We start from the raw sequence: 12,229 nt of genomic DNA, 5'->3' as shown, positions 1-12,229 counted from the left end.
AAAACCTGTCACACCTTCGGTCAACGACAAATGGGCATTAATCTGGATCCGATGTAGCGGGTTTCAGCCGCTGAGGCGGTAAAGATGCCCGCAATCAAGACGGATAAGTGACATGCCTCCCTATCGTTCAAGAACCTCAACCCATGGCCGCAACATGGCCGGCGCACGTGGCCTTTGGCGCGCTACAGGGATGAAGGACGACGATTTCGGCAAGCCGATCATCGCGATCGCCAATTCGTTCACTCAATTTGTGCCGGGTCATGTTCATTTGAAGGATCTTGGCCAGTTGGTGGCCCGTGAAGTGGAAAAGGCGGGTGGCGTTGCCAAGGAATTCAATACGATTGCAGTTGATGACGGCATCGCCATGGGGCATGACGGCATGCTCTATTCGCTTCCTTCACGAGAAGTGATTTCCGATGCCATTGAATACATGGTCAACGGTCACTGCGCGGACGCGATCGTCTGCATTTCCAATTGTGACAAGATCACACCAGGCATGTTGAATGCCGTCATGCGGCTGAACATTCCTGCTGTTTTTGTTTCTGGCGGGCCCATGGAGGCCGGCAAGGTTGTGCTCGAAAACGGGTTTGAGAAGGCGATCGACCTCATTGATGCAATGGTTGCATCGGCAGACGAAAACATGTCCGACGCGGACGTTTTGTCCATGGAACAAAATGCCTGTCCAACCTGTGGTTCGTGTTCGGGAATGTTCACCGCCAACTCCATGAATTGTCTGACGGAAGCGTTGGGATTGTCACTGCCCGGGAACGGTTCAACCCTTGCCACGCATGCAGATCGGGAACGCCTTTTTGTCGAGGCCGGACATTTGATTGTTGATCTTGCCAAAAGGTACTACGAACAGGACGACGAGAGCGTGCTTCCGCGCAACATCGCCAATTTCCAAGCCTTTGAAAACGCGATGAGTCTCGACATATCAATGGGGGGATCCACCAACACCATTCTGCACCTATTGGCGGCATCATATGAAGGTGAAATTGGCTTCACCATGGACGATATCGATCGCTTGTCCAGAAAGGTACCGGTGCTCTGCAAGGTCGCGCCGGCGGTTGAAAACATTCATATGGAAGATGTCCATCGGGCAGGGGGCATAATGGGGATCCTGGGCGAGCTCGATCGGGCAGGATTGCTGCACTCGGAGATTCCGACGGTTCACTCTTCAAGCATGAAAAAGTCGCTCGCCAGGTGGGACATCTGCCAGACGAACTCTGAAAGCGTGCATGAGTTTTACAAAGCTGCCCCAGGCGGTGTGCCGACCCAGACGGCCTTCAGCCAGGAACGCCGTTGGGACGATCTCGACCTTGATCGACAGTCAGGGGTCATTCGCGAGCTAGATCATGCCTACAGCACGGATGGCGGACTTGCCGTGCTTTACGGCAATATTGCTGAAGACGGCTGCGTTGTGAAAACAGCTGGTGTGGACGATAGCATCCTGAAATTTGTTGGCCCGGCCCGTATTTTTGAAAGCCAGGACAGCGCCGTTTCCGCAATTCTCACCAACAAGATTAAAGCCGGCGACGTCGTTTTGATCCGCTATGAAGGTCCGCGCGGTGGCCCTGGTATGCAGGAAATGCTTTATCCGACCAGCTATTTGAAGTCGAAAGGGCTTGGCAAGGAGTGTGCGCTGATCACGGATGGGCGTTTTTCAGGTGGTACATCAGGCCTCTCAATCGGTCATATGTCGCCGGAAGCTGCTGAGGGCGGGGCAATAGGCCTTGTGGAAGAAGGCGACACAATTGTCATCGACATTCCGAACCGCGTCTTGCGAGTTGACCTCACAGACGAAGAACTTGCGGGTCGTCGTGCTGTCATGAATGCCAAAGGTGAGGAAGCCTGGAAACCTCTTGAAAAGCGCAAGCGCAAGATCACTAAAGCGCTCAAGGCTTACGCCAAAATGACGACGAGCGCCGCCAAAGGCGCCATCCGAGAAGTGGATTGATACGACACATCAGCTGGAAAGAGACGGAAAACTTCCGCCTTTTTCAATTTCTGACCATTGTCTTCTGCCGTTGTGTGCCTCACATAAACGGCTAGCTTTTTCGTTTCTTACCCACCGGTTGCTTTCATGGATTCTCTGACACAATTTGCCCTTGGCGCGGTCGTTTCTACTGCTTGTCTGGGGAGCAAGGTGGGGCCGCGCAAGGCGGTGCTCATTGGAGGCGTGCTGGGTACGTTGCCGGATCTGGATGTTTTCATCCCCTTTGACGATCCAATCGACAGCTTTGTTTATCATCGCGGTTGGACGCATTCGATTTTTGTTCACGCACTTGCTGCGCCATTGATCGGGGAAGTCCTGCTGCGATTGTTCAAGGGATTGAGAGAAAATCGCTGGCTTGTTTGGGCCACTGTTTTTCTGTGCTTGTCGACCCACGCGGTCATCGATGCGATGACCGTCTACGGAACCAGAATTTTCTGGCCGCTTTACCCCGATCCTGTTGGGGTTGGTTCTGTGTTCATCATCGATCCAACATATTCGCTTCCGTTGCTCGCCATTGTGATTTGGGCGCTTTTCAAGAAGTCCTGGACAACACGTTTTCGAAACGGCGTAGCTGCAGCCCTGATCTTTTCGACGGGATATCTGGGGCTCTCGATGGTCGTCCAGAAATATGTTGAAGGCAAAGCCGGGCAGTTGTTTGCCGAAGTGGGCACTCCTCCTGACACGATTTATGCCATTGCCGCGCCGTTCAACATTCTTCTCTGGAAGGTTATCGGCCTCAGGGACGATCAATACCAAAACCTCTATGTTTCCCTTTTTGATGGGGATGGCGATCCGGAAATCTATGCGCATCCGCGTCACCCGGAACTCGTGGCCTGCCTTGAGGAAACACCCGCATTCAACAAACTGAAGTGGTTCAGCAGAGGCTTTTACAAAGCTGATCTGGTCGACGGCAAAGTTGTTGTGTCGGACCTGCGCATGGGATTGACACCGGGGTATGCCTTTCGCTTTGCCATCGCTGAGAAAATGGCTGACAAACTGGAACCGATCGAGCCGGAACGCGTTGTGGACCAGGCTCGCGTGGAAGAAGACGACTGGGCATGGCTGGGCGCGCGGCTACAAGGTGAGCCGCGTGAACGAACGGCGGAAGCCCGGCTCGTGAAGCCGATTGAAATGGCAGCGCAAAGCCTTTGCGGCCAGCATATCACTCCTGCTGGTTAGGTGGCGTCTTCAGAGAACTCCTTCGAGGTTTAATTTCTCTCGAACCGTGCATTTCAGTGTTGCACGTCAGCTCTCCGGCAGTGGGGCCAAGAGCGTTTGGCTCAGCAGGCTGTCCGGATCGTGGACTTCAGGTACTTGTGTACAATCGGGTGAGTGATCGCTGTCTGTGCCTTGATGCTCCTTCAAGGAAGCGCAAATCGGAATTGCCGCTTGTCTCGTACCTTGAGAGGCGGCGGTCATCACATCCAGGAGTGTTCCCTCGGTTTCGCCCAGAGCCAGGGACAAGTGCTTGGCGAACAGGGATATCGTGCGGTCGGCGCTATAATTGGCCATCTGACCCCGGCCGGATGATGTGACGAGGGCTTCCGGTCGATTCTCATGATCGACTGAATGTTCATCCAGCAGATCCAGATTAACTGCATAGGAATTGTTGGTGTCGAGGATCAGAACAACTTCACCGGCGCGAATGGCGTGTATCATTGCGGCAAAGGCCGGCGCGGACATCCAGACGCCTTCAGCAATGGCTTCGCTGGCTGTTTCGGGGGACTGATCAGCCCAGAGTTCCAAGACATGGCCGACGGCCGTGTCCGTGTCTGCCACCTCTGCGCTGCTCAAGGGAAGGTTCGCGTAGATGATCAGGCGGTCATCCGGGCCGAGATTGTTGGAAAGTTCGGTTGCTTTCAACTTCAGGGCCGATGCGCTTGCTCCTTCGTTGACGAGCAAATGCGTCCGCCCGGGACTTGCATCAAGCCGGGGCGCGAGTGCGGAAATAACTTTGTCCAAGCTGTTTTTGCACATTTCCGGAGACTGGGGGTTCCAGGGCGGGCATATGCCAATTCCGAGAATATGGTTTTGAACACCCTGGTTCTCCGCGTTCCCGGTTTCTTGTGCACTTGCGACGACGGTAGATCCGCTGGCCAAAACTACGGCACAGATTGGCATCAGAGATGACCGCAGGAATTGTGAAACTATCCGGCGGAAGGCCTCGAACATGTTTACTCCCTGGTGCCCGTTCTCGCAGTTACTGACGCTAGTGGCATCTTCCATTGAAGGTCAGCGCGCGACTGAATGTAAAGAGAATGACTTTAGCAGCCAACAGTGTCTGTTCCCGATTATAGCTTATGTTTTAAGGGATTAAACATTGAATTGGCTGGTCTCCTATCAATCGAAAAACGCCTTGGCCAAACTCTTCCTTTGAGCTGATGAACCTAGATGCTTCCTTGTCAGTTCAGGAGTTGCTTCAACCGCTCGATCACCTGCTGTGTGTCATCGGTCAAAGTTCCTGTGTCGGCGCGCCCGACCGCGTTCACCATCTGCATCATGTCTGGAATTGTATCTCGTCCGCCAAGCTTTACGGTTCGCATGATCAGTCTGCGGATCATGTCATCCTGATTGCTGCTCTGGCTAGCCATCCATTTGGCAAAAACATACAGCTCTTTGGAATCCGCTTCAGAGAGTTCAAATACTTTCCGTAACTGTTCCTCGATGCTCTTTTTTTCCGCCCTGGAAATGCCGCCATCGATTTCCGCAACCAATATTAGCAACGCAGCGCCCGTCACACGCGGATCGTCAACGCTTTCTGTGGGGTGTTGGTTCAGGAGTGCTTTGTATCCAAACCGATTGGCTGCCGCCTTGACGTCCTGAGGCGCTTCAAGGACTGCACCCGGGGTGTGTGTGGTTTGGCCGGTTCGAAAGATCCAATAAGCAATGATGGCGACAAGTGCGAGCGCTGCGAGCAGGATTTGCAAAGGAAACCTCTTTTATATGCAGTGGCAAGCAGCACACGGCGATTGGTCTAGAACCGCCGTGATGAGCATCAAGATGCCGCCGCGACGTCCTGCGCTTTTGCAGACACCAGCCGATTGACGACATTCTCAATAATCTTGTGCCCTGCATCCTGGTCAAGAGACATAATGGATTCAGGGTGGAACTGTACCGCCGCGATAGGTTCTTTTTGGTGCTCAACAGCCATGACCACCCCGTCTTCCGTTTCTGCTGTCACGCGTAGATCGGTAGGCAGTGTGTGGCGGTTGGCGAAAAGTGAATGGTAACGCCCGACTGTGACCGGGGCCTCCAGACCATCAAACAACAGCGAGTTGCCGGAAAAGCTGACCGGCGAAGGTTTGCCGTGCATCGGTGTTTCCAACTGCCCGAGCTCTGCACCGAAGTATTCTGAAAGTGCCTGTAGACCAAGGCAGACACCAAAGATTGGCAGGGCACGTGAACGAGCACGGCCGATGGTTGCTGCGCAGTCAAAGTCTTTCGGGTTTCCGGGGCCGGGAGAAAGAACAACCAGATCCGGTGCCACGTCATGGAAAACATGGTCCGCAACCGGGGTCCGGTAGGTAACAACGTCAGCACCTGTCTGGCGGAAATAGTTCGCCAAAGTATGTACGAAACTGTCCTCGTGGTCGACGAGCAGGATTTTCATGCCTTTGCCAGGTTTTGCTTCTTCTGGTTTTTCTGCCGATTTGGAAGCAAGGCCTGCTTCCCTGACCGCAGCGCGCATGGCTTCAGCCTTCAGTTCCGTCTCGGCTTCTTCATCTTCAGGGACACTGTCATAGAGCAGGGTCGCTCCGGCGCGGATCTGGGCCATGCCGTCCTTGATGCGTACTGTGCGCAGCGTCAGTCCGGTGTTCATATCACCGTTGAAGAGAACCGCTCCGATCGCGCCGCCATACCAGGCACGTGAGGACTTTTCGTGGTCCTCGATAAACTGCATGGCCCACCGTTTTGGTGCCCCGGTGACGGTAACAGCCCAGGTATGAGACAGGAACGCATCAAGGGCATCCATGTCTTCGCGAAGAATGCCTTCAATGTGGTCCACCGTATGGATGAGCCGCGAGTACATTTCGATCTGACGGCGACCGATCACCTTGACGGATCCAGGCACACACACTCGGCTCTTGTCGTTCCGGTCGACATCGGAACACATTGTGAGTTCCGCTTCGTCCTTTTCGGAATTCAGAAGTTTGCGGATCTGCGCCTCGTCTTCAATTGCGTTTTTCCCGCGTCTGATTGTGCCGGAGATCGGGCAGGTCTCCACGCGGCGCCCACCGGTTACACGCACGTACATTTCCGGTGATGCACCGACCAGATACTCGTTGTTGCCGAGATTGAAGAAAAAGGAATAAGGCGACGGGTTTATCTGCGCCAAACGTCTTGAAACGGCTGATGGCGGATTGGCGCAGGGTTCATAAAATGTCTGGCCGGGCACAGTTTCAAACAGGTCGCCGCGCCGGAAATAGTCCTTGGCCTTCTCAACAAGTTTCGAATACTCGCCCGGTTCGTGATCGCCGCGTCCAGGGTCTATGTTTGCCGGTGTATACTGGCGCTTTTCACCGGTACGTTCCAAGCCCTTGGTGCTGCGTCCGTTCACGACGAAATCATATTCCAGAACATAAGCCCGCTTGCCGTGGTGATCGACGATCAGGATTTCGTCAGGCAAAAACAGAACCACGTCACGCTGGTCATCGGGCCGTTGCAGTTTCAGGTCGATCGGCTCGAACTGAAAGGCAACGTCATAGCCGAAAGCGCCATACAAACCGAGCTGGTCGTCATCGCAGGCAAAGAGATTTTTCAACTCCCGAACAATCGAGAATGTCGATGGCTGGCGGGATCTTTCTTCTTCGTTGAACAAGCGATCCGGCGTTTTGACAGTCAGCTCGATCTTGGTGTCGCTGGACTCGAAAGTGTCAACGTCCGGATGAGATTTCAGAAGATCGCGAATGGCAGGAAGGATAACCATACCGCGCTCGTTGAGCGTTCGGATTTCAACTTTACGGTCGGCAGCTTCCATCACCAACGGCGGGTTGACCAGAGCCATGTCCCAACGGGTGTATCTGCCCGGATATTCATAGGACGAGGCCAGGACAGCTCCCAACTCAGAATCCAACCTGTCAATCCAGTCCGAAGTGCCTGTCTTATAGTCAGAAGAACGGGAGGTGCGCAGGATTGTGATCCCGCCTTTGGTTTCATAGGTCTGATCTGCCAGCGCCGGCATTGGTCTATTCCCGTGTTGGTGGCTGCCTGAAACTTCCGGCAGCCCATTAATGCACCAAGGCCGCCAGCGGTGTCCCGCGGCGGCCTTGGTGAAAATATGATCCGTTCAGAGCATGAGTGATCGTCGGCCGCCTATTTTGCGCCGCGCCACCACCAAGCTGCTTTCAGGTTCATCAACATGCAGACAGCCATAGCGGAAGGTGCAGAGGTTGGCAACGGCTTTGTTGGCCCGCCGGTATGATGAAAACAAGCTTGCTCTGAAACGTAGCCGTTTGCATGTGTGTATTGTCGCAATCTGACAAAGAGCTGGACCGGATCGTCAACCAGCCAGCGCCCAAATTCTTCAATTTTGCTCAACTGACAAACAGATCGGCAACAAAGCGAACCGTAACGAACACTCAATTCACGACTTTCCGCTATCCGATCTTGACGCCTTCTTGCAGATGCCGTTGTTGCGCTGCAATGTGTGGTGGGATGCGGCAATGAGGGGCACAATGGACAAGTATGATCTTATCGTGATCGGCAGCGGACCTGCTGGACGCAGGGCGGCGATCCAGGCGGCAAAATTTGGCCGCGACGTTATGGTCGTCGAACGCGGTCGCAGGGTCGGCGGCGTCTCTGTGCATACGGGCACAATTCCCTCCAAGACCTTGCGAGAAACTGTGCTCAATCTGACAGGTTGGAGGGAACGCGGCTTTTACGGTCGCTCCTACCGTGTGAAAGAGGATCTGACTGCCGATGATCTCCGGGCCAGACTTCACATCACGCTCGATCATGAAGTTGAAGTTCTGGAGCATCAGTTTGCCCGCAACAAAGTCGATACGATCGGCGGTGAGGCACGCTTCCTCGGGCCGCACACAATCGAGGTCACGGGCGAGGCCGGAGAAGTCCACACCTTTGAGGCCGAAAAATTCATCATCGCGGTAGGTACCAAGCCATTTCGACCGGACTACGTGCCCTTCGACGGTGAGTATGTGCTCGATAGCGACGAAATTCTTGAACTGAATGAGCTGCCGAGATCGATAGCAGTTATCGGTGCAGGTGTGATCGGTGTTGAATACGCGTCGATTTTCTCGGCCCTGGATGTGCATGTCACCCTTGTGGAACCCCGGGACACAATGCTCGATTTCCTGGACAAGGAACTCGTCGCCGACTTCACGCATCAGCTGCGTGACCGCGGTATTGCGTTGCGCTTTGGGGCGACTGTTCAAAAGATTGAAAAGCACGGCACTGCGGACTGTGAGATCACCTTGGAAGGTGGCCGCAGCATACGATCTAATGTCATTTTGTTTGCAGCCGGCCGGATGGGAGCGACACCGGCATTGTCTCTTGACACGTGTGGACTAGAAACCGACCACAGAGGCCGACTGAAAGTCGACCCGATGACATTTCAGACATCGGTACCGCATATCTTTGCTGCCGGCGATGTCATCGGCTTCCCGAGCCTTGCGTCAACGTCCATGGAGCAGGGGCGCATTGCCGCCTGTCACGCACTGGGCGAAACCGCCTACGATCCGCCGGAATACTTCCCCTATGGCATTTATGCTGTCCCGGAAATCTCGACAGTGGGCATGACTGAGGAAGAAATACGAGAGCGTGGCATTGCTTATGAGTGCGGGGTAGCACGGTTCAGGGAAACGTCTCGCGGGCACATCATGGGCCTGGATACCGGTATGTTGAAGTTGATCTTCTCGCTCAAGACCCGGCGATTGCTCGGTTGTCACATCGTCGGGGAAGGTGCAACCGAGCTTGTACACATTGGCCAGGCAGTGCTGAACCTGCGCGGTACTTTGGAATATTTCGTTGAAAACACTTTCAACTATCCAACCCTTGCCGAAGCCTACAAGATAGCCGCGCTGGATGCCTGGAACCGCATGCCTCCGCTTGAGGAGTAGGAGGCACCTCGAAAAGCGTGTGACCGTCGCAATTTCATCAATAGCTTTAGACCGGCTGGACAAATAAGCTGTACGTAATTGTACGACAACAACGATTCGATCCGGTCGCTCTTCATGGTCCGAACACTGCTTTTGAAAAATGCCGACATGCTCGTCACCATGGACGCAGAGCGCCGTGAAATTAGGGGCGCTGGCCTGTATGCAGAAGATGGCATTCTGAAAGCTGTCGGTCCGACCGAAGACCTTCCAGAAACAGCGGACAAGGTTATTGATGCGACCGGTCAAATCGTGTTGCCCGGTTTTGTGAATACACATCATCATCTCAACCAGACGCTGACGCGCAATCTTCCAGCGGCTCAAAACAACAATTTGTTTCCCTGGCTTCAGGCGCATTACCGGATTTGGGCGAAAACAGATCCGGAGGCTTCACGCACCAGTACGTTGGTCGGCCTGGCGGAGTTGGCTTTGTCGGGGTGCACGACTGTGTTCGACCACACCTATCTTTTTCAAAGCGGCAACAAAGTTGACTACCAGATTGAAGCAGCGAACGATCTTGGTGTGCGTTTCCATGCCAGCCGAGGGTCTATGTCGCTGGGGGAGAGCCAGGGCGGACTTCCGCCAGATGATTGCGTTGAGAATGAAGACGAAATCCTTGCCGACACGGTTCGGGTAATCGACAGGTATCATGATGCGTCACATGGTGCGATGACACGCATTGTTGTGGCTCCGTGTTCACCATTTTCCGTTTCTGAAAATCTATTGCGCGAAAGTGCCCGCCTTGCCAGAGACAAAGGCGTGATGTTGCACACTCACCTTTGTGAGACGCTGGATGAAGAGCGTTACACGCTCGAACGCTTCGGCAAACGTCCCGTGGAATGGATGGAGGGACTTGATTGGACCGGACCGGATGTCTGGTTCGCGCATGCCATTCACGTGGACGATGATGAAATACGGCTATTTGCGGCGACAGGGTGTGGAGCTGCTCATTGCCCTTGTTCCAATATGCGCCTTGCTTCCGGAATAGCGCCCGTCAAGAAGTACATGGCCGCCGGGGTCCGGGTTGGGCTTGGGGTCGACGGATCTGCAAGTAATGACGGATCCAATATGTTGATGGAAGTTCGCCAGGCCATGCTTCTGGCGCGGCTGCAGCTGGGCCTGATGCCACCGGAAGGGCCGCGCAAGCACGCTCTGTTACCGGTTGCACATCCCCTGCGTGAGAATGAGTGGATGACTGCGCGCGAAGCACTCGAACTTGCGACCATTGGTGGCGCTTCCGTTCTGGGGAGGAATGATATCGGCTCGTTGGAGGTTGGGAAATGCGCGGATTTCTTCACTCTGGATTTGAATTCCTTACATTTTGCCGGTGCTCTGCATGACCCGGTTGCAGCAGTCGTCTTCTGTGCTCCGCAGTCGGCAAAAACGACGGTTGTCAATGGTAGAGTTGTGGTGGAAGACGGTGCAATCGTCACCATGGACATGGTGCCCATCATCAATCAGCACAATCGCCTCAGCCTTGAGCTGGCATCAGACCTATGATCTGGGTCAGCGTATGAACAAGAATGATTGTTCGTCAAAGGTCGGCAGTGTTCAACAACGAATGTTTCTAATCGATCACTGACGGAAGAGCACTTTAGGTCGGTCAGCAGAGCCAGCAATTGTCCGGCAGGGAGGCCTTTGTAACTTCACCGCCTTGATCGATCCAGCTCAAGATGCCGTCTTTTACATTGGCGACCTTTGTAAAGCCGGCTTGACCACTCAGATATTCAGACAGCACCTGACTGCGCCGGCCAGTGCGGCAAATGAAAACGACTTCCTCCGAAGGTCCGGCAACCAGTTTTTGAAGCTCTGCTCCAAAAGCCGGGTTCACGTTGCCACTTGCATCGAAAAACGTCAGCAAATGACTTCCGGGAATGACGCCCGTTTGCTGCCACTCCTCTGGCCTGCGGATATCAATGACCGTGGTTCCAGCGGCCAGTTTGCCTTTCAGATCTTCATTGTTGAGATCGGAAAATTTCTTGGCTTTGACTTCAAGCAGTTCGATTTCAAATTTCAAAGTCGCATTTGGCGGAATGACACCGCCAGCACCTTGTGCGCCATAGCCCATTTCGGGTGGAATGATCAGCTCTCGCTTGCCGCCGACCTGCATACCTTCCACACCCTTTTCCCATCCAGGGATCACTCGCCGTTCGCCTAGGGTGAACGAAAAGGGGGTGCCTCGGTCGAGACTGGAATCGAACTTTGTACCGTCCATGAGCCAACCGGTGTAGTGTACCACCACCGTCTCTCCGACATTTGCTTCTTCGCCAGTTCCCTTCTCGATATCACGAATCTGAATTTCTTCCTGTGCCGTTGCTGGGAAGACCAGTAACATTGAGGTCAGAATACCGGCGAGCCATTTTACCATTTTCGTTTCCATTCATCCGGGAATTGAAGATCATGAAAGTCGGTGATTGGCGTCAGAATTGCAATTCAACGGTTCTTGAATTCAATTGTAGTTGCTCATCCAACTGACAGAACGTTTTTTTGCTCTGTGAGTTTGTGTCGCTGAAAGACAGGTCAGGGCGCTTTCTTTTCGTTTGCGGTCCGAATGAGTTTTTCAAGCAACCCCGAAAGCTGTTGCTGCTCTTGTTTCGTCAGACCATCTACAGCCTGATGTTGCATGTCGACATAGTCGGGTATCTTGCCTTTGATCAAGTTGAGGCCTTTTTCCGTCAGACAGACCGTAAGAGCGCGCCTGTCTTCCGGGTGAGGGCACCTTTCAACTAGGCCCCCCTTTTCCAACTTGTCTATTCGAGCGGTCATGCCGCCAGAGCTCATCATGGTGGTGCGGTAGAGTTCCGTTGGTGTCAGTTTGTATGGCGGGCCGGAGCGCACCAGGGTTGCCAGAACGTCAAACTCGCCGGTTTTGAGGCCAATATCTGCATAGGCGGGCGCGAGATAGTTTTGGCTCATGAGCTGCGCAGATTCGCTGAGTCTGCCAAGCAGCACCATCGGTGACAAGCGGTCTGCGACTTCAGGCATCTCCTTCTGCCATTGTTTTTGGGCACGCTCTGCCCTGTCGACCAAGAGGTCTGCAGGATCGCCAAACAAGTGAGAACTCGATTTTGACGGTGTGTCGGATTGAGACGTCATCAGAAGAACCTTGTCTGGCGGACTA

The 12,229-nt window shown here is 54.0% G+C and carries 9 protein-coding genes; 4 read left to right on the top strand and 5 right to left on the bottom strand.

Going from position 1 to position 12,229, the window contains the following annotated elements; all coding sequences use genetic code 11:
- The first annotated feature begins 112 nt into the window (after positions 1-112).
- Together ilvD and Q0835_RS00440 are read left to right on the top strand one after the other, a co-directional pair.
- Complete coding sequence (gene ilvD / locus Q0835_RS00445) at positions 113-1,957, top strand: dihydroxy-acid dehydratase (RefSeq protein WP_298957755.1); 1,845 nt, start codon at positions 113-115, stop codon at positions 1,955-1,957.
- A 126-nt stretch (positions 1,958-2,083) separates the two neighbouring features.
- Positions 2,084-3,175, top strand: a complete 1,092-nt coding sequence (locus Q0835_RS00440; protein ID WP_298957753.1) for a metal-dependent hydrolase — start codon at positions 2,084-2,086, stop codon at positions 3,173-3,175.
- Positions 3,176-3,241: 66 nt separating this feature from the next.
- Here Q0835_RS00440 and Q0835_RS00435 read toward each other — a convergent pair whose 3' ends face one another.
- The 3 genes from Q0835_RS00435 to Q0835_RS00425 form a co-directional block, all read right to left on the bottom strand.
- The gene (locus tag Q0835_RS00435) at positions 3,242-4,168 is read right to left on the bottom strand and encodes a hypothetical protein (protein ID WP_298957751.1); all 927 of its coding nucleotides are present in this window, start codon (positions 4,166-4,168) and stop codon (positions 3,242-3,244) included.
- A 230-nt stretch (positions 4,169-4,398) separates the two neighbouring features.
- Positions 4,399-4,923, bottom strand: a complete 525-nt coding sequence (locus tag Q0835_RS00430; RefSeq protein WP_298814247.1) for a TerB family tellurite resistance protein — start codon at positions 4,921-4,923, stop codon at positions 4,399-4,401.
- 68 nt (positions 4,924-4,991) lie between these two features.
- On the bottom strand, positions 4,992-7,178 hold the full coding sequence (locus Q0835_RS00425) for an anthranilate synthase component I (protein WP_298957749.1): 2,187 nt from the start codon (positions 7,176-7,178) through the stop codon (positions 4,992-4,994).
- 493 nt (positions 7,179-7,671) lie between these two features.
- On the opposite strand from Q0835_RS00425, the gene sthA reads away from it, so the two are divergent.
- Positions 7,672-9,072 (top strand): Si-specific NAD(P)(+) transhydrogenase, encoded by a 1,401-nt coding sequence (sthA, locus tag Q0835_RS00420; RefSeq protein WP_298814245.1) that lies wholly within the window; start codon positions 7,672-7,674, stop codon positions 9,070-9,072.
- A 114-nt stretch (positions 9,073-9,186) separates the two neighbouring features.
- Positions 9,187-10,608 carry an 8-oxoguanine deaminase gene (locus Q0835_RS00415; RefSeq protein ID WP_298957747.1) on the top strand — a complete coding sequence of 474 codons (1,422 nt, stop codon included), beginning with the start codon at positions 9,187-9,189 and terminating at the stop codon, positions 10,606-10,608.
- Between the two features lie 103 nt (positions 10,609-10,711).
- On the opposite strand, the gene Q0835_RS00410 is transcribed toward Q0835_RS00415, so the two are convergent.
- Both Q0835_RS00410 and Q0835_RS00405 read right to left on the bottom strand, forming a co-directional pair.
- Positions 10,712-11,476 (bottom strand): FKBP-type peptidyl-prolyl cis-trans isomerase, encoded by a 765-nt coding sequence (locus Q0835_RS00410; protein ID WP_298957745.1) that lies wholly within the window; start codon positions 11,474-11,476, stop codon positions 10,712-10,714.
- A 152-nt stretch (positions 11,477-11,628) separates the two neighbouring features.
- Positions 11,629-12,204, bottom strand: coding sequence for a MarR family winged helix-turn-helix transcriptional regulator (locus Q0835_RS00405; protein ID WP_298814242.1), 576 nt, complete (start codon positions 12,202-12,204; stop codon positions 11,629-11,631).
- Positions 12,205-12,229 lie beyond the last annotated feature (25 nt).

Source organism: uncultured Roseibium sp., assembly GCF_947499295.1.
In the GTDB taxonomy this organism is placed as follows: Bacteria; Pseudomonadota; Alphaproteobacteria; order Rhizobiales; family Stappiaceae; genus Roseibium.
The sequence above is the reverse complement of the archived record's forward strand: the minus strand, read 5'-3'. Positions and strand labels throughout refer to the sequence as shown.

Excerpts from the sequence above, each read along its gene's own strand:
- ilvD (WP_298957755.1), top strand. The coding sequence starts at position 113 with ATGCCTCCCTATCGTTCAAGAACCTCAACCCATGGCCGCAACATGGCC.
- Q0835_RS00440 (WP_298957753.1), top strand. The coding sequence starts at position 2,084 with ATGGATTCTCTGACACAATTTGCCCTTGGCGCGGTCGTTTCTACTGCT.
- Q0835_RS00435 (WP_298957751.1), bottom strand. The coding sequence starts at position 4,168 with ATGTTCGAGGCCTTCCGCCGGATAGTTTCACAATTCCTGCGGTCATCT.
- Q0835_RS00425 (WP_298957749.1), bottom strand. The coding sequence starts at position 7,178 with ATGCCGGCGCTGGCAGATCAGACCTATGAAACCAAAGGCGGGATCACA.
- sthA (WP_298814245.1), top strand. The coding sequence starts at position 7,672 with ATGGACAAGTATGATCTTATCGTGATCGGCAGCGGACCTGCTGGACGC.
- Q0835_RS00415 (WP_298957747.1), top strand. The coding sequence starts at position 9,187 with ATGGTCCGAACACTGCTTTTGAAAAATGCCGACATGCTCGTCACCATG.
- Q0835_RS00410 (WP_298957745.1), bottom strand. The coding sequence starts at position 11,476 with ATGGTAAAATGGCTCGCCGGTATTCTGACCTCAATGTTACTGGTCTTC.
- Q0835_RS00405 (WP_298814242.1), bottom strand. The coding sequence starts at position 12,204 with ATGACGTCTCAATCCGACACACCGTCAAAATCGAGTTCTCACTTGTTT.